Here is a 19,317-nt window from a genome sequence, read left to right on the forward strand (position 1 = left end):
AGTCACGGGAAGCGATGTCTGCAACGGTAGATGGGGACAAATCAGGATTGGTTCCGCGGGTGCGTCGCGCGCTGCGCGGCCCCCGGCCCGACGCGGTGCCGTCGCTGGTGGGCACAGCCTGCGCGTTCGTCGGCCTGGTCGACGTGGCGGCCGGGGTCTTCCCGCGGTTCCGGCACAGCCGCATGCACGCGTTCGCCGAGGTGCTGCCCGGTGCCACCGGCCCGTTCGCCGCGGCGCTCTCGCTCAGCGCCGGCGTCCTGCTGCTGCTCCTCGCCCACGGGCTCAAGCGCCACAAGCGCCGCGCCTGGCGGGCCGCCGTCATCCTGCTGCCGGCCGGAGCCGCTGCCCAGTTCGTCTACCGGCACTCCGTCGTCGGTGTGCTGCTCTCACTCGCGCTGCTGGCCCTGCTGCTGCGTCACCGGGGCCAGTTCGCCGCGCTGCCCGACCCGCGCAGCCGCTGGCGCGCGCTCGCCAACTTCGTTCTGATGAGCGCCGGTTCCCTCGCTCTGGGGCTGGTCGTCGTCAGCGCCCACCCCGGCAAGGTCGTCGGCAGCCCCGGTCTGACCGACCGCCTCGAGCACGTCATCTACGGGCTCTTCGGCTTCGAGGGCCCCGTCGACTACGCGGACCGCGTCTCCTGGACCGTCGGCTACTCGCTCGGCGCGCTCGGTCTGCTGACCGCGGTCACCACCGTCTATCTCGCCTTCCGGCCCGAACACCCCGCAGCGCGCCTCACCGAGGACGACGAGCGCAGGCTGCGCGACCTGCTGGCCGTGCACGGCGGCCGCGACTCGCTCGGCCACTTCGCTCTCCGCCGCGACAAGGGCGTCGTCTTCTCCCCCAGCGGCAAGGCGGCCGTCTGCTACCGCGTCGTCTCCTCGGTGATGCTCGCCAGCGGTGACCCGATCGGCGACGTCGAGGCCTGGCCCGGCGCCATCGAACGGTTCATGGACGAGGCCAAGGCACACTCCTGGACCCCGGCGGTGATGGGCTGCTCGGAGACCGGCGCCGAGGTGTGGACCCGCGAGACGGGCCTGGACGCCCTGGAACTCGGCGACGAGGCGGTGGTGGACGTCGCGGATTTCTCCCTGGCCGGGCGCGCGATGCGAAACGTACGCCAGATGGTGAAGCGGATCGAGCGGGGTGGTTACGAAACCCGCGTACGGCGCGTCCGTGACCTCACCGACGACGAACTGGAGCGCATCCGGCGGGCAGCGGCCGACTGGCGCGGCACCGACACCGAGCGCGGGTTCTCCATGGCGCTGGGCCGCATAGGCGATCCGGCCGACGGCGAGGCAGTGATCGCCACGGCCCACAAGGCCGGGCCGAACGATGCCGACTCTCCCTACGGCGACCTGAAGGCGATCATCCATTTCGTTCCGTGGGGCGTGGACGGCATGTCCCTGGAGCTGATGCGCCGCGACCGCTCCGCCGACCCCGGCATGAACGAACTCCTCATCGTCGCCTCCCTGCAGGCCGCGCCCGCACTGAAGGTCGAGCGCGTCTCCCTCAACTTCGCGATGTTCCGCTCGGCGCTGGCGCGCGGCGAGAAGATCGGCGCGGGTCCGGTGCTGCGGCTGTGGCGCGGGCTGCTCGTCTTCCTCTCGCGCTGGTTCCAGATCGAGTCGCTGTACAAGTTCAACGCCAAGTTCCGGCCGCGCTGGGAACCGCGTTTCGTGGTCTTCCGCAACACCAGGGACCTGCCGCGGATCGGCTTCGCCGCCATGCAGGCGGAGGGCTTCGTGAACGTCTCGCTCCCGCGCCCCTTCACCCGCCACCGCCCTGACCGGCTGCCCCGTCCCTGCGCGCATCCCGCCCGCCATCACGAGCAGCCCGAGGTCCGCGCGGCGTGACCCGGCCGGATCCGAAAGGCACCCCCTAGGCTGGGCACATGAGTACGTTGCGCGGACGTGGCACGGCAGACGGCATGCCCGAGTGGGATCGCTGTGCGGTCATGGGAGTCGTCAATGTGACGCCCGACTCCTTCTCCGACGGGGGCCGCTGGTTCGACACCACGGCCGCCGTCAAGCGCGGTCTCGACCTGGTCGCCCAGGGCGCCGACCTCGTCGACGTCGGCGGCGAGTCGACCCGGCCCGGCGCCACCCGCGTCGACGAGGACGAGGAGCTGCGCAGGGTCGTCCCGGTCGTCCGGGGCCTCGCGTCCGAGGGCGTGACCGTGTCGGTCGACACAATGCGCGCCGGCGTCGCCGAGCAGGCAGTCGCGGCCGGTGCGGCGCTGGTCAACGACGTCAGCGGCGGGCTCGCCGACCCCCGGATGGTTCCGGCGGTGGCCGCCCTGGACACCCCGTTCGTCGTGATGCACTGGCGCGGGTTCAGCGAGGACATGAACAGCCGTGCGGTGTACGGCGACGTGGTCGCCGAGGTCGTCACGGAGCTGCGCCGGCGCATGGAGGCGGTCATCGACGGCGGCATCGCGCCCGAGCGGATCGTCATCGATCCCGGACTCGGCTTCGCCAAGCATGCCGAGCACGACCTCGCCCTGGTCGCCCACCTCGCGGAGCTGCGCGCCCTGGGCCGCCCGGTGCTGGTGGCCGCCTCCCGCAAGCGGTTCCTGGGGCATGTCCTGGCCAAGGAGGGCGCTGCCCCGCCGGCCCGCGAGCGCGACGCCGCGACCGCCGCGGTGTCCGCCATCGCGGCGCACGAAGGTGCGTGGGCGGTACGGGTCCACGAGGTGCGGGCCACCGCGGATGCGGTCCGCGTCGCGCGGGCCGTCGAGGGCGCCCGGTGAGCCGTACCGATCTCGAACGGGTCGAGGAGGCCAACACCGCCTTCTACGAGACCATGGAGCGCGGCGACTTCGAGAAGCTCTCCACACTCTGGCTCGACGACGACATCTCCTGCATCCACCCGGGCTGGCCGGTGCTCTCCGGCCGTGGGGAGGTCCTCCGCTCGTACGCGCTGATCATGGCGAACACGGAGTACATCCAGTTCTTCCTCACCGACGTCAAAGTGAATGTGGCCGGTGACACCGCTCTGGTCACCTGCACGGAGAACATTCTCAGCGGCGGCCCCGCTGAGGACGGCGGCGAGCTCGGGCCGCTCGTCGGGCAGCTGGTGGTCGCCACCAATGTGTTCCGCCGCACATCCGACGGCTGGAAGATCTGGTCCCACCACGGCTCGCCGGTGCTGACCGAGAGCGACGACGAGGAAGACGACGAGACGCCCGCATAGGGGCAACACTCCCGCGGACGCGGGGTAACCGGGGCGGCGAGGGATTCAGCGCGGCGTCCTCGGGGTATACGCGGCTACCAGCCTCGTGCCGCTGTGTCCATGGCCCCATGGGCGGGTGCTGTCGGTGCTCGCGGGTAGATTCGAACGTGGTCACCGTCGCCCGCACGCGGTTCGGTGCCCGCAAGAACTACGACAGCAGGAGTGATTCGCGTGGATCGTGTCGCGCTGCGCGGCCTCAAGGCCCGTGGGCACCATGGCGTCTTCCCCCGGGAGCGCGAGGAAGGCCAGACCTTCATCGTCGACCTGGCCCTCGGCCTCGACACCCGCCCCGCGGCGGCCGACGACGACCTGGCGAAGACCGTGCACTACGGCGTGGTGGCGGAGGAGGTCGTCGCCATCGTCGAGGGCGAGCCCGTCGACCTGATCGAGACGCTCGCCGAGCGCATCGCCCAGAAGTGTCTGAAGCACGACGGCGTGGCGGAGGTCGAGGTGGTCGTGCACAAGCCGGACGCCCCCATCACGGTGCCCTTCGACGACGTCACGATCACGATCACCCGGAGCCGAGTATGAACCAGGCAGCGAGCGACCCGACCGTGCAGCCGGTGCCGTCCTCCGTCATGGAGCAGGTGGACGCCGCCGATGTCACTCTGTCCAATCCCAAACGGGCCGTCATCTCGCTCGGCTCCAACCTGGGCAACCGCCTGGAGACGCTCCAGGGCGCCATCGACGCCCTGGAGGACACCCCGGGGCTGCGGGTCAAGGCCGTCTCACCCGTGTACGAGACGGAGCCGTGGGGCGTCGAGCCGGGCAGTCAGCCGTCGTACTTCAACGCGGTGGTGGTGATCAAGACCACGCTGCCCCCGTCCTCGCTGCTGGAGCGCGGCCAGGCCATCGAAGAGGCCTTCGAGCGGGTCCGTGAGGAGCGCTGGGGGCCGCGGACCATCGACGTCGACATCGTGTCGTACGCCGACGTCGTCTCCGACGACCCGGTGCTGACCCTGCCGCACCCGCGTGCCCATGAGCGCGCCTTCGTGCTCGCGCCGTGGCACGACGTGGAGCCGGAGGCGCAGCTCCCCGGCCGTGGCGCCGTGGCCGAGCTGCTGGCGGTCATGGGGCACGGTGGTGTGCAGCCCCGCGCCGACCTGGAACTGCGGCTGCCCGAGTAGTCGTTAGGCTCGTACGCGGAGTACGCGACGTACCCGCCACGACTTCGTGCGGCTGGACAGGTGAAGGGCGGCTTTCTCGGTGAAGCAACTACGGCTCGGTGTGCTGGCCGGTCTCTTCGCCGCGGCAGGAGTGCTGTCCTGGGGGGCCGCGCGCCTGTGGGACTCCTTCGGCACCCTGCCCAGCGTGCCGCTGGCCGCGCCGATCGTGCTGGCGGCGATCGCCGTCGTCCTCACCGCGACCGCGCTCTCCCTGCGCGCCCGGCTGCGGGCCCAGCGCGAGCGGCGCCCGGGTGCCAAGGGGGTCGAGCCGTTGATGGCGGCCCGCGCGGTGGTGTTCGGGCAGGCAAGCGCGCTCGTGGCGGCCCTGGTGAGCGGCATGTACGGCGGCACGGGTGTGTTCCTGCTCGGCTCCCTCGACATCCCGCCCCGCCGGGACCAGGCGATCTACGCGGCATTCTCGGTGCTGGCGGGCATCGGCGTGATCGCGGCGGCACTCTTTCTGGAACGTGTCTGCAAGCTCCCCGAGGACGACGACGACAACACGACGACGGCCCGGACCTCGTAGGAGGACCGGGCCGTCGCCCGGCTCAGCGAGCCATGATCAGGCTCATCGCCTCGTTGCGCGTCGCCACGTCCCGCAGCTGACCGCGTACCGCCGACGTGATCGTCTTGGCACCGGGCTTGCGGATGCCCCGCATCGACATGCACATGTGCTCGCACTCGATGACCACGATCACGCCGCGCGGCTCCAGGATCTCCATGAGGGAGTCCGCGATCTGCGTGGTCAGCCGCTCCTGCACCTGCGGCCGGCGGGCGAAGACGTCCACGAGGCGCGCCAGCTTGGACAGACCCGTGATCTTGCCCGAGGTCGACGGGATGTAGCCGACGTGCGCCACGCCCCGGAACGGCACCAGGTGGTGCTCGCAGCAGCTGGTCACCTCGATGTCCTTCACCAGGACCATCTCGTCGTGGCCCAGGTCGAACGTCGTCGTCAGTACGTCCTCGGGCTGCTGCCACAGACCGCCGAATATTTCCCTGTACGCCCGCGCCACCCGCGCGGGTGTCTCCCGCAGACCCTCACGGTCAGGGTCCTCGCCGACCGCGATGAGGAGTTCGCGAATTGCGTTCTCGGCCCGCTTCTCGTCGAACACGCCGATGGTGCCCTCGCCGTCCAGCGTCACCGGGTCGGTCATCTGTGCCTCGTTCCTGTACTCCGACGTGGCGTGAAAACGCCGTATCTCCCAGGCTAGAACCTGGGAGATACGGCGTTCATTCCTGTTCAGGGGCCCTCCAGGCGGAAGACCTGCTGGTCATGCCTCGGGACGCTCCTCCGGGACCGCCTCGGAGGGGGCCTTGGTGACATCGGTCACCGTCGGACCCGTGCCGTTCGCCGCGCCGTTGGTCAGCGCCAGTTCCTTCGGCGAGAGCACCGGCGGACGCGTGGAGGGCGTACGCCGCGCGGAGCCGGTCCACGCCGGGCGGGCCGGGCGCTTCACGATCGGCGCGAAGATCTCGGCGATCTCCTCCTTGCCGAGCGTCTCCCTCTCCAGCAGCTGCAGGACCAGGTTGTCCAGGACGTCGCGGTTCTCGACCAGGATCTCCCAGGCCTCGTTGTGCGCGGTCTCGATGAGCTTCTTGACCTCTTCGTCGACCAGCGCCGCGACCTCTTCCGAGTAGTCGCGCTGGTGCGCCATCTCCCGGCCCAGGAAGGGCTCGGTGTTGTCGCCGCCGAACTTGATCGCGCCGAGCCGCTCGGTCATGCCGTACTGCGTGACCATCGCACGGGCCGTGGCGGTGGCCTTCTCGATGTCGTTGGCCGCACCGGTGGTCGGGTCGTGGAAGACCAGTTCCTCCGCCGCGCGGCCGCCCAGCATGTACGCCAGCTGGTCGAGCATCTCGTTGCGCGTGGTCGAGTACTTGTCCTCCTCCGGGAGCACCATCGTGTAACCGAGGGCCCGGCCGCGGGACAGGATCGTGATCTTGTGGACCGGGTCGGAGTTCGGCGAAGCCGCCGCGACCAGGGCGTGACCACCCTCGTGGTACGCGGTGATCTTCTTCTCCTTGTCCGACATGATCCGGGTCCGCTTCTGCGGGCCCGCGACCACACGGTCGATCGCCTCGTCCAGGGAGTGGTTGTCGATCAGCTTCTTGTCGCTGCGCGCCGTGAGGAGCGCGGCTTCGTTCAGCACGTTCGACAGGTCGGCGCCGGTGAAGCCGGGCGTACGCCGGGCAACCGCACCCAGGTCGACGTCCGGGGCGACCGGCTTGCCCTTCTGGTGGACCTTGAGGATCTCCAGACGGCCCTGCATGTCGGGGCGGTCGACGGCGATCTGCCGGTCGAAACGGCCCGGGCGCAGCAGCGCCGGGTCGAGGATGTCAGGCCGGTTGGTGGCGGCGATCAGGATCACGCCGCCCTTGACGTCGAAGCCGTCCATCTCGACGAGCAGCTGGTTGAGGGTCTGCTCGCGCTCGTCGTGGCCGCCGCCGAGACCCGCACCGCGGTGCCGGCCGACGGCGTCGATCTCGTCGACGAAGACGATCGCCGGGGCGTTCGCCTTGGCCTGCTCGAACAGGTCGCGGACCCGGGAGGCACCGACACCGACGAACATCTCGACGAAGTCGGAGCCGGAGATCGAGTAGAACGGGACGCCCGCCTCACCCGCGACGGCGCGGGCGAGCAGCGTCTTGCCCGTACCGGGCGGGCCGTACAGCAGCACGCCCTTGGGGATCTTGGCGCCGACGGCCTGGAACTTGGCCGGCTCCTGCAGGAACTCCTTGATCTCGTGGAGCTCCTCGACGGCCTCGTCGGACCCGGCCACATCGGAGAAGGTCGTCTTGGGGGTGTCCTTGGTGATCAGCTTGGCCTTGGACTTCCCGAAGTTCATGACACGGGAGCCGCCGCCCTGCATCTGGTTCATCAGGAAGAGGAAGACCACGACGATCAGGACGAAGGGCAGCAGGGAGAGCAGCACCGAGACGAACGGGCTCTGCTTCGAGGGCGAGACCGTGTAGCCCTCCTTGATCTCGCCTGCCTCGAACTTCTCCTGCAGCGTGTTGGCCAGGTCGGCACCCTGGGTGCCGATGTAGCTGGCCTGGATCTTGTCGCTGCCCTTGACCTTCTGGCCTTCCTTGAGGTCAGCCTTGATGATCTGTTCGTCGCCGGTGGTCAGTTTGACCTGGTCGACCTGGTTCTTGCTGATCGCCTGGACCACATCGCCGGTGTCCACCGTCTTGTAGCCGCCGGAAGAGCCGACGACCTGCATCAGCACGACCACGGCGAGGACGGCCAGCACGATCCACATGACCGGCCCACGGAAGTATCGCTTCACGTCCATCCATACGGGGCGAGAACGCCCCGTCCCTCCTGCCCGTAGTAAATGCTGCTGTGACTGCTCTTGGTTAAAGACAACTGTTCTTCGGACGGTACCCCAGCGAGCGAGCCGCGTCCGCGCGGTACGGCTGACAAACCCGTCCTCCCAAGCTTCAACGGCCGGAGGGGGGCTCTGGTTCCCGTCTGGTTCGGCGTCCCGTTCCGGCCGGTTCAGCCGCCGTAGACGTGCGGGGCGAGCGTCCCGACGAACGGGAGGTTGCGGTACTTCTCCGCATAGTCCAGGCCGTAACCGACGACGAACTCGTTCGGGATGTCGAATCCGATCCACTTCACGTCGATGGAGACCTTTGCGGCATCCGGCTTACGCAGCAGGGTGCACACCTCCAGGGAGGCCGGCTCGCGCGAGCCGAGGTTCGACAGCAGCCAGGACAGCGTCAGGCCGGAGTCGATGATGTCCTCGACGATCAGGACGTGCTTGCCCTTGATGTCGGTGTCCAGGTCCTTGAGGATCCGGACCACGCCCGACGACTGGGTGCCCGCGCCGTAGGACGACACCGCCATCCAGTCCATGGTGACCGGGGTGGACAGTGCACGCGCCAGGTCCGCCATCACCATCACGGCGCCCTTGAGGACACCGACGATGAGCAGATCCTTGCCCGCGTACTCCGCATCGATCTTCGCCGCCAACTCGGCCAGCTTCGCGTCGATCTCTTCCTTGGTGATGAGCACCGACTGGAGATCGGTGCTCATGTCCTTCTCGTTCACCCGCGTCGCTTTCTGTTGCCGGGGGTTCCGGGGGTCGAGCCCGGAATGACTCGGCCGGCGCATTTCTGCGGCCGGGTCAGCCTTGCCGAATGACAAGTCTGCCACCCTGCCGGTGCGCCTCGACGCGGCCGGGCAGATTGATGGCCCGCTGACCCCGCCAGCCGGTGATGAGGCGGTCCACTTCCTCGATGTGCCGCGCGAAGAGCGAACCGGCGGGCGAACCGGCCTCGATGACGGCCCGGCGCAGCACCCGGCGGCGTACGGCGGGGGGCAGCGCGAACAGCTTGGCGCACTCCAGCCGGCCCGCGTCGTCCCGCACGGTGGCCTCCGCGTCGGCGGCCCAGGCGTCCAGGGCGTCGGCATCGTCGCGGGAGAGCTGGGCGGTGCGTGCCAGGGCCTCGACGACGCCCTTGCCGAGCGCCTTCTCCAGAGCGGGCAGGCCCTCGTGGCGCAGCCGGGAGCGGGTGTAGGCGGGGTCGGCGTTGTGCGGGTCGTCCCACACGGGCAGCGACTGGACCATGCATGCCTTGCGGGCGGTCTGCCGGTCGATCTCGAGGAAGGGGCGGCGGTAACGGCCGACCGCCCCCGAGACGGCGGCCATTCCCGACAGCGAGCGGATCCCGGAGCCGCGGGCGAGGCCGAGCAGGACGGTTTCTGCCTGATCGTCGCGGGTGTGGCCGAGCAGGACGGCGGCGGCGCCGAGGCGCTCCGCGGCCTCGTCCAGCGCGGCGTAGCGGGCGTAGCGGGCCGCAGCCTCGGGGCCACCTTCGCGGCCGACCCGCACGGTGACGGCCTCGACCGGGTCGAGCTGCATCGCGGTGAGACGGGCGGCGACTTCGGCGGCGCGGAGGGCGGAGCCGTCCTGAAGGCCGTGGTCGACGGTGATGCCGCCGGCGCGGATGGAGAGCTTGCGGGCCTCGAAGGCGAGGGCGGAGGCGAGCGCCATCGAGTCGGCGCCGCCCGAGCAGGCCACCAGCACGAGGGGCGGCTGCGGGGTCACGGAGTGTGCTGTGTTGTCGGAGTGCTCGGTGAGCACGTCGTGGAGTACGCGGCGGACCGCCAGGCGTATCGCCGCGACCGCAGGATGGGGACCCATGTCCGGTGCCCTTCGTGAAAGTGTCGGGAGGGGTGCCTCGGTCGAAATCGTCGGGTGGAGGACGAACGATCGGTCACTCAGAGTGCGTCGATGGTGACAGAACCGAGCCGATACCCCGAGCATCGCACGCCTACCAAGCGCCCACGGTCCCTCGGATGGGTGATTGGCGGGGCGTCCGTCTGCCGTCGGCACCCCGCGCTTCACCACTCTGCTCCACGGTGCGCCCTCGGCCTTACGGTGCGCCCTCGGCCTTGCGGTGCACCCTCGCGACCCAGTCCGCCGGTTTGGCGATCTCCGCCTTCGTCGGAAGCGTGTTCGGCGACGTCCACACCCGGTTGAAGCCGTCCATGCCCACCTCCTGCACCACGGCCCGTACGAAGCGTTCGCCGTCGCGGTACTGACGCAGCTTGGCGTCGAGCCCCAGCAGCTTGCGCAGCGCGAGATCGAGCCGGCTCGCCCCGCGTGCCCTGCGCTGCTGGAACTTCTCCCTGATCTCCCCGACCGAGGGCACCACATCGGGACCGACGCCGTCCATCACGAAGTCGGCGTGCCCCTCCAGCAGCGACATCACGGCGGTCAGCCGGCTCAGGATCTCCCGCTGGGCCGGAGTCTGCACCAGTTCGACGATGGAGTGGCCGGTGTCGTCCTCCTCGCCTTCGGGACGGGCCCCCGCGAGCGACTGCGCGGCCTCCCGGAACCGCTCCAGCACGGTCATCGGGTCCACCTCGGTCTGCCCGAGGAACGACTGGATCTCGCCCTCGAGGTGGTCACGCAGCCAGGGCACGCCGGTGAACTGGGTGCGGTGGGTCTCCTCGTGCAGACAGACCCAGAGCCGGAAGTCGTGGGGGTCCACGTCCAGTTCGCGCTCGACGTGGACGATGTTCGGCGCGACCAGCAGCAGCCGTCCGCTGCCACTCAAGCCGGCGCTTTCACCGGCGGGCAGGTCGCGGGGGGCGGGGGCGAAGGTCTCGTACTGTCCCAGCACCCGGGAGGCCAGGAACGACAGCAGCATGCCCAGTTCGACGCCGGTGACCTTGCCACCCACCGCGCCGAGCATCGCCCCTCCCGGGGTGCCCGAGCGGCGTTCCTGCATCTTGTCCAGCAGCGGCCGCAGCAGCTCGCGGAAGCCCGCGACGTTCGCCCGGACCCAGCCGGCCCGGTCCACGACCAGGACCGGGGTGTCCAGTGGTTCGGAGCCTTCGGGGATCAGCCGGGTGAATGCCCGGACATGCTCCTCGGAGGCCTTGGCGTGCCGTCGCAGCTCGGCGACGACGGCACGCGCCTCGTCCCTGCTCACTTCGGGACCGGGCCGCACGAAGCGGGTCGCGGTCGCGACGGCGAGGTTCCAGTCGACCATCTCGGCACCACCGATGCTCGTCATGCGTCAACCGTACGTTCTCCGCTCGGGCTGCGGTGAGGTGTTGGGCTCCGACGCTTCGTCCGAAGGCGGCCGGCTCTCAGGGCACCAGTGCGGCGGCGAGCCGGTCCAGGGCCGGCCGTGCGGTGTCCCGGGACTCCGTGCCTCCCGCGAGGAACGCGAAGGCCAGCAGCCGGCCGTCGGCCGTCACGACCGTGCCCGCGAGCGTGTCGACGCCGGACAGGGTGCCGGTCTTGGCCCGCACCAGGCCGGTGCCCGCCGAGCCGTTCGCGTAGCGCTCCTCCAGAGTGCCGGAAAAGCCCGCCACGGGCAGCCCGGTGAGGACCGGGCGCAGTTCGGGGTGGTCGGGGTCGGCGGCCGTGGCAAGCAGCGCGGTGAGCAGGGCGCCGGAAACCTTGTCGTTGCGGTCGAGACCACTGCCGTCGGCGAACCTGGCGCCCTCGACCGGCAGCTCCAGGCGGCGGAGCTGCGCGGCCACGGCCCGGCCGGCGCCGACGGCGTGGGCCGGTCGGCCGGTCGCGACGGCGGTCTGGCGGGCGAGGGACTCCGCGATGTCGTTGTCGCTGGTGGTCAGCATCCGTTCGACCATTGCGGACAGGGGCCCCGACAGCACCTGGGCGAGCGGGACGGCGTTCTTCGCGGGACGGCCCGGGGCAGGGTGCGCCGACGCGCGGACGCCTTTGCCGGCAAGCAGCTCGGTGAACAGCCGGGCCGCGTCCCGGGCGGGGTCGGTCGAGCGGGTCGCGCTGCCGGTGCTCTTGGGGGCGCGCCTTCCCTGGTCGACCATCAGGGCGCTGATGGGGGCGAGGTTGCCGTTGCGGCCGATGGGGTGCAGCGCGGGGCCCTGGTACAGCGAGGTGTCGTACGCGAGCCGGACCTTGGTGATCCCGCGGTCGCGCAGGGCGCGTGCGGTCCGGTCGGCCAGCCGGGCGAGTCCGGCCCGCTCCAGGGTGGCGTCGCCGCCGCCGACCAGGGTGATCCCCTCGGCGTCCGGGGCCGCGACGACGGTCGTCGGGATGCGGTGGTCCGGGCCGAGCGCGGTCAGGGCCGCGACAGCCGTGGCGATCTTGATGGTGGACGCCGGTGTCATCGGGGTCTCGGCACCCTTCCCGTACAGCCGTGCGCCGGTGGCCACATCGATGACGCAGGCCGTACGGGCCGTGCCGAGGGCCGGGTCCGAGAGCAGTGGCGCGAGGGTCTTGGACAGGTCGGCCGGGCCGCTCGCCGGCGCATTGGCGGGTTCGGCCCGCGGGGTGCCGAGCGCGGCGAGGACGACGGGGGCGCTCGGCGCGGGGGCGGGGGGCCGGGGCGCGGCCGGTTCGTGATGTGCCTCACCCACGCGGGCGGGAGCGGCCGCCCGCTGCCTCTCGGCCTTACGCTGGCCCGAGTCCCAGGGACCCGCCGCAGCCACCGCTCCGGCGGCGAGGGCGAGGCCGACCACGGCGGCGCCCGCAGTGAGCTGCCACGTCCTGACCTCTGGCACCCCGCACCAGCCCCTTTCGCGATCACACACGTGCGTGAGGGACACTTAACCACCAGAACTGCGTCTTGCCGCGAACATGGCACCCCGATAGGCCCTGTGCCGGGGGTCCGGGGGGCATCCCCCGGGAGGGCACAGAACCACAGAAGACCTGAGTGTTGATCATGGAGGAGCCACCCGTGGAGTTCGACGTCACCATCGAGATCCCGAAGGGTTCGCGGAACAAGTACGAGGTGGACCACGAGACCGGTCGGATCCGCCTGGACCGTCGACTCTTCACCTCGACCAGCTACCCGGCCGACTACGGCTTCGTCGAGAACACCCTCGGCGAGGACGGCGACCCGCTGGACGCCCTGGTCATCCTTGACGAGCCGACGTTCCCCGGCTGCCTGATCAAGTGCCGCGCCATCGGCATGTTCCGGATGACGGACGAGGCCGGCGGCGACGACAAGCTGCTGTGCGTTCCGGCCTCCGACCCGCGCGTGGAGCACCTGCGTGACATCCACCACGTGTCCGAGTTCGACCGCCTGGAGATCCAGCACTTCTTCGAGGTCTACAAGGACCTGGAGCCCGGCAAGTCCGTCGAGGGCGCCAACTGGGTCGGCCGCACCGAGGCCGAGGCCGAGATCGAGGCCTCCTACAAGCGCCTCGAGGCGCAGGGCGGCGCGCACTGAGCGCACTCCACTGAGCAACCGGCCGCATGAAGCGGCCCGACGCGGGCGGGACACCCTGGAGGGGGTCCCGCCCGCGTCGCGTACCGCCGCCCATGTCCGTGGCCATACTGGGCAGACGCGCCAGGCAGACGGCCGGACAAGAGGGAGCGAGGACAGACGTGGTGGCGGAGCCCGAGGGTCCGGAAGACCGGAAGCCTCAGTCCGACGAGGCGCACAGCGCTTTCACCCCGCCCGCCGGCATGGGGCAGCCGGAGGCGCCCGAAGAGGACCACCCGTCATCGGAGTTCGCGATTCCCAAGGGCTTCGCCCCCGAACCTCCCGCCGAGCCGGAGCATTCCGCGTTCGCGACACCGAGCGTCTACAGCGCCCGGCGCTCGCCGCCCGCGTTCACTCCGGCGCACGGCATGCCGGTCGTACAGCTCACCAAGGGCGCGCCCTGGCAGGACCGGATGCGCGCGATGCTGCGGATGCCGGTCCACGAGCGGCCGGTACCGGAGGCGGCGCACCGGCACGACGAGGCAGGGCCCGCCGTTCCCCGCGTACTGGACCTGACGCTGCGTATCGGCGAGCTGCTGCTCGCGGGCGGCGAGGGCGCGGAGGACGTCGAGGCGGCCATGTTCGCCATCTGCCGTGCCTACGGGCTGGACCGCTGCGAGCCCACCGTCACCTTCACGCTGCTGTCGATCACCTATCAGCCGTCCCTGGTCGACGACCCCGTGACGGCCAATCGCACCGTACGGCGGCGTGGCACCGACTACACCCGGCTCGCCGCGGTCTTCCGCCTGGTGCACGACATCAGCGCGGAGGAGTCGGAGATCACCCTGGAGGAGGCCTACCGGCGCCTCGCGGAGATCCGGCGCAACCGGCATCCCTATCCGGGCTGGGCGCTCACCCTGGCCGGCGGGCTGCTGGCGGGCGCGGCCTCCGTCCTGGTGGGTGGCGATGTGCTGGTGTTCATCGCGGCGGCGATCAGCGCGATGCTCGGCGACCGGCTGGCGTGGCTGTGCGCCGGGCGGGGACTGCCGGAGTTCTACCAGTTCGCCGCTGCCGCCATGCCCTCGGCCGCGATGGGAGTGGCCCTGACACTGTCGCCACTGGACGTGCGCGCCTCCGCGGTGATCACCGGCGGCCTGTTCGCGCTGATCCCGGGACGGGCGCTGGTCGCCGGGGTGCAGGACGGACTGACCGGCTTCTACATCACCGCGGCCGCCCGCCTCCTCGAGGTCGGCTATCTGGTGGTCGCCCTCGTCATCGGTGTGCTGTCGGTGCTGTACCTGGGGTTCGCGCTGGACGCGGGCCTCAACCCGGAAACCGCCATTCACATCGTCGAACGGCCGGTGGCACAGACGCTCGCCGCGATGGCGCTGTCCCTGTTCTTCGCCGTGATGCTCCAGCAGGAGCGCAACACCCTGCCCCTCGCCGCTCTCAACGGCGGCGTCGCGTGGGTGATCTACGCGGCCCTCGCAGACACGGCGAATGTCTCTCCGGTCGCCGCGACGGCGATCGCCGCCGGTCTGGTGGGCCTGTTCGGGCAGCTGCTGTCGCGCTACCGGTACGCCTCCGCGCTGCCGTATGTCACCGCCGCGATCGGGCCGCTGCTGCCGGGCAGCGCCACGTACTTCGGGCTGTTGTCGATCGCCAGAAACGACCTGAACACGGGCCTCGCCTCACTGAGCAAGGCGGCCGCCCTCGCGCTCGCCATCGCGATCGGGGTGAACCTGGGCGCCGAGATCTCCCGGCTGGTGCTGCGGGCGCCGGGCGCCGAACGCCGCGCGGCCAAGCGGACGCGCGGCTTCTGAGGCGAGGCGAACGGGACAGGAGCGGGTACCGCCGGGCGGCGGCGTCCGCGTACGGCGGGGTCAGCGCTTGGCGTGCCGGCCCCGCTGGCCCGGGGGCATCTCGCCGGCCGGACCGGGGTCCGCCACTGCGGCCTGCTTCCTGCCCTTCGAACGGGCCCGCAGGAACTCGATCGCAATCGGGAGCACCGAGATCAGCACGATCAGGATCAGGATCGCCTCGATGTTCTTGTGGACGAACTCGACCTTGCCGAGCGCCGCACCGAGCAGGGTGACCCCGGCGCCCCACAGCACGCCGCCGATGACGTTGAACGTGACGAAGGAGCGGTAGTTCATCCGGCTCACACCGGCGATGATCGGCGTGAACGTGCGCACGATGGGCACGAAGCGGGCCAGCACCAGCGACTTGGGGCCGTACTTCTCGAAGAACTCGTGCGCCTTCTCGACGTTCTCCTGCTTGAAGAGCCTGGAGTCCGGGCGCCTGAAGAGGGCAGGGCCGACCTTGCGGCCGAAGAGATAGCCCACCTGGTCACCGATGATCGCGGCCAGCACGACGAGCGTGCACACCACCCACAGAGGGAAGTCCAGCTTGCCGGAGGTGACCAGCAGGCCGGTGGTGAACAGCAGCGAGTCGCCCGGCAGGAAGAAACCGATGAGCAGGCCCGACTCGGCGAAGACGATGACGAGTACACCGATGAGTCCGAACGTCCCGATCAGATAGTCCGGGTCCAGCCAGCTCGGTCCGAGCGCAAGGGTAGTCACGAGGTCCGGGCTCCTGAGTCTTCAGTCGGTCGATCGGCGAATCGGCGTGAACGGCCGCCCCAAGGTATCAACGCGGGATGGCCGCTCCACGTTCCACCGGCCTGCCCAGGATGCACTGTGCGGCACCTGGGACAAAGCTGTGCCTCGAGGGGAGGGGCGACAGCTGCACGGAAGGCGGACATTGATGGGCATCGAGGACTACGGCGGCGGACAGGGCAAGGGCTCGGACGTGCTGGTGGTCACCACCAACGACGTACCCGGCTTCCAGGTGCAGCAGGTGATCGGCGAGGTCTTCGGTCTGACGGTGCGCTCGCGCCATCTGGGAAGTCAGATCGGGGCAGGGCTGAAGTCAATGATCGGCGGGGAGCTGAAGGGCCTGACCAAGACCCTGGTGGAGACCCGGAACCAGGCCATGGAGCGCTTGATCGAGCAGGCCCGCTCCCGCGGCGCGAACGCGGTGCTCATGTTCCGCTTCGACGTGACGGAGGCGGCGGACGTCGGCACCGAGGTCTGTGCCTACGGCACGGCGGTGGTGATCGCCCGCACCTGACGCAGCCGGGCACCGGGCTGACGCAGCCGCGCACGCCGGGCCCGGCATCCGGCCCGGGGACCGGGACGGCCTCCGGGGCGGCGGCGCCCCGGAGGCCGTCCCGGTCAGCTGTCCCGGTCAGCTGTTGCGCACCGCGTTGGCGAGGATCGCGTCGCGCAGGTGCACGGCCATGCCGGGCCGGATGGCGTCGTAGTACGCCGTGAAGCGCTCGTCCGAGACATACATCTCGCCGAGGCAGGTGTGGATCTCGTAGGTGCAGTCGTAGAACCACGTGCAGATGTGGCGGCGGTGCTCCTCGGCCAGGTCCATGGCGCGCTCGCCCGCCGGCTCCTCACCGGCTTCCATCAGGGCGTCGTAGCGCGTGCCCCAGTCGGCGCTCTCGTCCTGCATCCGTTTCCAGTCGTCCTTGCCGTAGCGCGAGACCCGCCGCTGGGACTCGGCGTACGCCTGCGTGCCGCCCCAGCGCTGCTCGACCTCCTGCGCGTACTGCTCGGGGTCGTTGTCCCCGAAGACTTCGAACTTCTCCTCGGGCGTGAGGTTGATGCCCATCTTCTTCGCCTCCATGGCTCGTTCGACGGCCTCGGCCATCTCCTGCAGCTTGGTGATCCGGGCGGACAGCAGTTCGTGCTGCCGGCGCAGATGCGCCTGCGGGTCCGTGTCCGGGTCGTCCAGCAGCGCCGCGACCTCCTCGAGCGGGAAGCCGAGCTCCCGGTAGAACAGGATCTGCTGCAGCCGGTCGAGGTCGGCGTCGTCGTAGCGCCGGTGTCCCGCGTGGCTGCGGCCACCCGGTCGGAGCAGCCCGATCTCGTCGTAGTGGTGCAGCGTGCGCACCGTGACCCCGGCGAAGGCCGCGACCTGTCCCACGGCGTAGCTCATCGCTTTCCGCTCCTTCGTTTCTCGGTACGCGCCTCAGCCTGGGTCCTCACGCCGCGTGAGGTGCAAGCCCGACAGGAAAAGAGTCTGTTATGTACGTATCGTCCCGCTTGAGGTGGCCCAGGCGGGGCCAGGGAGGAAGGCACCGAGGCGATGGCACTCCACAAGGGCGCGACCGACGACAGCGAGCAGGAGAACGAGAAGGAGCGGCGCAGACTCTCCCTCAACCCCTTCTACGGGGAGGCCAACCCGGTCAGCGGGATGACCTCCGCCCCTCCCACGCACCGGCTGCCCGACGGACCGCTGCCTCCCTCCACCGCCTACCAACTGGTCCATGACGAGCTGATGCTCGACGGCAACTCCCGGCTGAACCTCGCCACCTTCGTCACCACCTGGATGGAGCCGCAGGCCGGCGTGCTGATGTCCGAGTGCCGCGACAAGAACATGATCGACAAGGACGAGTACCCGCGCACGGCCGAACTGGAGCGCCGGTGCGTGGCGATGCTCGCCGATCTGTGGCATGCCCCGGACCCGACCTCCACGGTCGGCTGCTCCACCACGGGCTCCAGCGAGGCGTGCATGCTCGCCGGGATGGCCCTCAAACGCCGCTGGGCCAAACGCAATGGCGACCGTTACCCCCGGTCCGCCCGGCCCAATCTGGTCATGGGCATCAATGTGCAGGTCTGCTGGGAGAAGTTCTGCAACTTCTGGGAGGTGGAGGCGCGGCTGGTTCCCATGGAGGGCGACCGCTTCCATCTCGACCCGCAGGCGGCCGCCGACCTCTGCGACGAGAACACCATCGGCGTGGTGGCCGTGCTCGGGTCGACGTTCGACGGGTCCTACGAACCGGTCGCCGACCTGTGTGCGGCCTTGGACGCCCTCCAGGAGCGCACCGGCCTCGACATTCCCGTCCATGTGGACGGGGCTTCGGGGGCGATGGTGGCGCCCTTCATCGACGAGGACCTGGTCTGGGACTTCCGGCTGCCGCGGGTCGCCTCGATCAACACCTCGGGGCACAAGTACGGCCTCGTCTATCCCGGCGTCGGCTGGGCGCTATGGCGCTCGCCCGCCGATCTGCCCGAGGAGCTGGTGTTCCGGGTGAACTATCTCGGCGGCGACATGCCGACCTTCGCCCTCAACTTCTCCCGGCCGGGCGCACAGGTGGCGGCGCAGTACTACACCTTCGTCCGGCTCGGGCGGGCGGGCTACCGGGCCGTCCAGCAGACCGCCCGGGACATCGCCCGGGGCCTCGCGGAACGAATCGAGGCGCTGGGCGACTTCCAACTCCTCACCCGTGGCGACGAGTTGCCCGTCTTCACCTTCACCACAGCGCCCGATGTGACGTCCTTCGACGTGTTCGACGTCTCCCGGCGGCTGCGCGAGCAGGGCTGGCTCGTACCCGCGTACACCTTTCCGAAGAACCGTGAGGACCTCTCCGTCCTGCGCATGGTCTGCCGTAACGGCTTCTCCGCAGATCTGGCCGACCTGCTGATGGACGACCTGCTCCAGGTGCTGCCGGAGCTGCGGCGCCAGCAAGAACCCATGAGCAAGGACGCGGCGGCGGTGACCGCCTTCCACCACTGATCCGGCACACGGCCGCTTCAGCGGCTGTCGCCCTCGTGCGGCTCACCTGTCGCGTACGGGTTCTCCTCGCCCTCCGCCAGTACTCCGACGAACGGCTCGCCCTCGCCCGCGAAGGTGTACGCCCCGGCCTCGATCCGCCGGATCAGGCCCCGGGTCCACTCCGCTCCGGAATCCGCCGAGGAGACCCAGAGGTTCATGATCTCGCCGATGTGCCCGAGCGACTCGGGCCCCTCCTCGGGGGTGTAGTACTCGGTCACCGACGACCGCCACTCCTGCATCCCCCGGATGCGTTCCTTCAGCAGCGCCACGGCCTCCTCCCGCGGCAGGTCGACGATGAAGCCGACCCCCGCGGACAGGACGTCCAGCTTCTCGTCGTAGGCGGTCAGGGACTCCCGGAGCAGTGTGAAGTACTCCTCGGTGCCCTGCCCGGTGAGCTCGTACTCGGTGCGCGGCGGGCCGCCGGCCGTCGACGGGGCGGTCTCATGAGCGTGCAGCAGTCCCTGCTTCGCCATCTGCTTCAGCGCGTGATAGATCGAACCGGGCTTGGCGTTGGACCACTCGTGCGCGCCCCAGTACTCCAGGTCGTTGCGGACCTGGTAGCCGTGCGCCCGCCCGTGCTGGCGTACGGCTCCCAGGACCAGCAGACGGATCGCTGACATCAGCCGGGATT

The 19,317-nt window shown here is 70.2% G+C and carries 19 protein-coding genes; 10 read left to right on the plus strand and 9 right to left on the minus strand.

The features are described from left to right. Nucleotides 1-14 precede the first annotated feature (14 nt). The 6 genes from OHS70_RS16285 to OHS70_RS16310 all read left to right on the plus strand — a co-directional run bounded on the left by OHS70_RS16285 (nt 15) and on the right by OHS70_RS16310 (nt 4,923). Nucleotides 15-1,853, plus strand: a complete 1,839-nt coding sequence (locus OHS70_RS16285) for a phosphatidylglycerol lysyltransferase domain-containing protein (protein WP_328398102.1) — start codon at nt 15-17, stop codon at nt 1,851-1,853. Nucleotides 1,854-1,891: 38 nt separating this feature from the next. Beyond that, nucleotides 1,892-2,749 carry a dihydropteroate synthase gene (gene folP, locus OHS70_RS16290; protein ID WP_328398104.1) on the plus strand — a complete coding sequence of 286 codons (858 nt, stop codon included), beginning with the start codon at nt 1,892-1,894 and terminating at the stop codon, nt 2,747-2,749. Then, complete coding sequence (locus OHS70_RS16295) at nt 2,746-3,192, plus strand: nuclear transport factor 2 family protein (RefSeq protein ID WP_328398105.1); 447 nt, start codon at nt 2,746-2,748, stop codon at nt 3,190-3,192. Before folP ends, OHS70_RS16295 begins: the two co-directional genes overlap by 4 nt. Nucleotides 3,193-3,402: 210 nt before the next feature. Beyond that, entirely contained in the window at nt 3,403-3,762 is a 360-nt protein-coding gene (gene folB, locus OHS70_RS16300; RefSeq protein WP_328398107.1) for a dihydroneopterin aldolase, read from the plus strand. Continuing rightward, complete coding sequence (gene folK, locus OHS70_RS16305; RefSeq protein WP_328398109.1) at nt 3,759-4,358, plus strand: 2-amino-4-hydroxy-6-hydroxymethyldihydropteridine diphosphokinase; 600 nt, start codon at nt 3,759-3,761, stop codon at nt 4,356-4,358. Before folB ends, folK begins: the two co-directional genes overlap by 4 nt. 79 nt (nt 4,359-4,437) lie before the next feature. After that, a complete protein-coding gene (locus OHS70_RS16310) occupies nt 4,438-4,923 on the plus strand; it encodes a DUF3180 domain-containing protein (RefSeq protein ID WP_328398111.1) in 486 nt (161 codons plus the stop codon). Between the two features lie 22 nt (nt 4,924-4,945). Here OHS70_RS16310 and folE read toward each other — a convergent pair whose 3' ends face one another. The 6 genes from folE to dacB all read right to left on the minus strand — a co-directional run bounded on the left by folE (nt 4,946) and on the right by dacB (nt 12,411). Next, entirely contained in the window at nt 4,946-5,551 is a 606-nt protein-coding gene (folE, locus tag OHS70_RS16315; RefSeq protein ID WP_328398113.1) for a GTP cyclohydrolase I FolE, read from the minus strand. 117 nt (nt 5,552-5,668) lie between these two features. Continuing rightward, complete coding sequence (gene ftsH, locus OHS70_RS16320; RefSeq protein ID WP_328398115.1) at nt 5,669-7,693, minus strand: ATP-dependent zinc metalloprotease FtsH; 2,025 nt, start codon at nt 7,691-7,693, stop codon at nt 5,669-5,671. 206 nt (nt 7,694-7,899) lie between these two features. Then, nucleotides 7,900-8,439: a hypoxanthine phosphoribosyltransferase gene (gene hpt / locus OHS70_RS16325; RefSeq protein WP_328398117.1), complete on the minus strand. Its 540-nt coding sequence runs from the start codon at nt 8,437-8,439 to the stop codon at nt 7,900-7,902. Nucleotides 8,440-8,530: 91 nt separating this feature from the next. Next, on the minus strand, nt 8,531-9,550 hold the full coding sequence (tilS, locus tag OHS70_RS16330) for a tRNA lysidine(34) synthetase TilS (RefSeq protein ID WP_328398119.1): 1,020 nt from the start codon (nt 9,548-9,550) through the stop codon (nt 8,531-8,533). A gap of 232 nt (nt 9,551-9,782) precedes the next feature. Next, a complete protein-coding gene (locus OHS70_RS16335) occupies nt 9,783-10,931 on the minus strand; it encodes a zinc-dependent metalloprotease (protein ID WP_328398121.1) in 1,149 nt (382 codons plus the stop codon). Between the two features lie 76 nt (nt 10,932-11,007). Beyond that, nucleotides 11,008-12,411 carry a D-alanyl-D-alanine carboxypeptidase/D-alanyl-D-alanine endopeptidase gene (gene dacB / locus OHS70_RS16340; protein ID WP_328398123.1) on the minus strand — a complete coding sequence of 468 codons (1,404 nt, stop codon included), beginning with the start codon at nt 12,409-12,411 and terminating at the stop codon, nt 11,008-11,010. Between the two features lie 176 nt (nt 12,412-12,587). Here dacB and OHS70_RS16345 point away from each other — a divergent pair, with 176 nt between their 5' ends. Both OHS70_RS16345 and OHS70_RS16350 read left to right on the plus strand, forming a co-directional pair. Beyond that, nucleotides 12,588-13,082, plus strand: coding sequence for an inorganic diphosphatase (locus OHS70_RS16345; RefSeq protein WP_108151010.1), 495 nt, complete (start codon nt 12,588-12,590; stop codon nt 13,080-13,082). Between the two features lie 158 nt (nt 13,083-13,240). Beyond that, nucleotides 13,241-14,881: a threonine/serine ThrE exporter family protein gene (locus OHS70_RS16350; protein ID WP_328398125.1), complete on the plus strand. Its 1,641-nt coding sequence runs from the start codon at nt 13,241-13,243 to the stop codon at nt 14,879-14,881. Between the two features lie 60 nt (nt 14,882-14,941). Here the strand turns inward: OHS70_RS16350 and OHS70_RS16355 are convergent, their stop codons facing one another. Beyond that, entirely contained in the window at nt 14,942-15,640 is a 699-nt protein-coding gene (locus OHS70_RS16355) for a DedA family protein (protein WP_328398127.1), read from the minus strand. Between the two features lie 184 nt (nt 15,641-15,824). On the opposite strand from OHS70_RS16355, the gene OHS70_RS16360 reads away from it, so the two are divergent. After that, nucleotides 15,825-16,190: a YbjQ family protein gene (locus OHS70_RS16360; RefSeq protein WP_328398129.1), complete on the plus strand. Its 366-nt coding sequence runs from the start codon at nt 15,825-15,827 to the stop codon at nt 16,188-16,190. Nucleotides 16,191-16,307: 117 nt separating this feature from the next. Here OHS70_RS16360 and OHS70_RS16365 read toward each other — a convergent pair whose 3' ends face one another. After that, entirely contained in the window at nt 16,308-17,066 is a 759-nt protein-coding gene (locus OHS70_RS16365) for a MerR family transcriptional regulator (RefSeq protein WP_328398131.1), read from the minus strand. Between the two features lie 150 nt (nt 17,067-17,216). Between OHS70_RS16365 and OHS70_RS16370 the strand changes: the two genes are divergently transcribed. Beyond that, entirely contained in the window at nt 17,217-18,647 is a 1,431-nt protein-coding gene (locus OHS70_RS16370; protein WP_328398133.1) for a glutamate decarboxylase, read from the plus strand. Between the two features lie 17 nt (nt 18,648-18,664). On the opposite strand, the gene OHS70_RS16375 is transcribed toward OHS70_RS16370, so the two are convergent. Beyond that, nucleotides 18,665-19,306 (minus strand): PadR family transcriptional regulator, encoded by a 642-nt coding sequence (locus OHS70_RS16375; protein ID WP_328398135.1) that lies wholly within the window; start codon nt 19,304-19,306, stop codon nt 18,665-18,667. Between the last annotated feature and the right edge of the window lie 11 nt (nt 19,307-19,317).

Source organism: Streptomyces sp. NBC_00390, assembly GCF_036057275.1.
In the GTDB taxonomy this organism is placed as follows: Bacteria; Actinomycetota; Actinomycetes; order Streptomycetales; family Streptomycetaceae; genus Streptomyces.

Bases quoted from the DNA above. Each gene is read 5' to 3' on its own strand.
- OHS70_RS16285 (WP_328398102.1), top strand. From the start codon at position 15: ATGTCTGCAACGGTAGATGGGGACAAATCAGGATTGGTTCCGCGGGTG.
- folP (WP_328398104.1), top strand. From the start codon at position 1,892: ATGAGTACGTTGCGCGGACGTGGCACGGCAGACGGCATGCCCGAGTGG.
- folK (WP_328398109.1), top strand. From the start codon at position 3,759: ATGAACCAGGCAGCGAGCGACCCGACCGTGCAGCCGGTGCCGTCCTCC.
- folE (WP_328398113.1), bottom strand. From the start codon at position 5,551: ATGACCGACCCGGTGACGCTGGACGGCGAGGGCACCATCGGCGTGTTC.
- ftsH (WP_328398115.1), bottom strand. From the start codon at position 7,693: ATGGACGTGAAGCGATACTTCCGTGGGCCGGTCATGTGGATCGTGCTG.
- hpt (WP_328398117.1), bottom strand. From the start codon at position 8,439: ATGAGCACCGATCTCCAGTCGGTGCTCATCACCAAGGAAGAGATCGAC.
- tilS (WP_328398119.1), bottom strand. From the start codon at position 9,550: ATGGGTCCCCATCCTGCGGTCGCGGCGATACGCCTGGCGGTCCGCCGC.
- OHS70_RS16335 (WP_328398121.1), bottom strand. From the start codon at position 10,931: ATGACGAGCATCGGTGGTGCCGAGATGGTCGACTGGAACCTCGCCGTC.
- OHS70_RS16360 (WP_328398129.1), top strand. From the start codon at position 15,825: ATGGGCATCGAGGACTACGGCGGCGGACAGGGCAAGGGCTCGGACGTG.
- OHS70_RS16365 (WP_328398131.1), bottom strand. From the start codon at position 17,066: ATGAGCTACGCCGTGGGACAGGTCGCGGCCTTCGCCGGGGTCACGGTG.
- OHS70_RS16370 (WP_328398133.1), top strand. From the start codon at position 17,217: ATGGCACTCCACAAGGGCGCGACCGACGACAGCGAGCAGGAGAACGAG.
- OHS70_RS16375 (WP_328398135.1), bottom strand. From the start codon at position 19,306: ATGTCAGCGATCCGTCTGCTGGTCCTGGGAGCCGTACGCCAGCACGGG.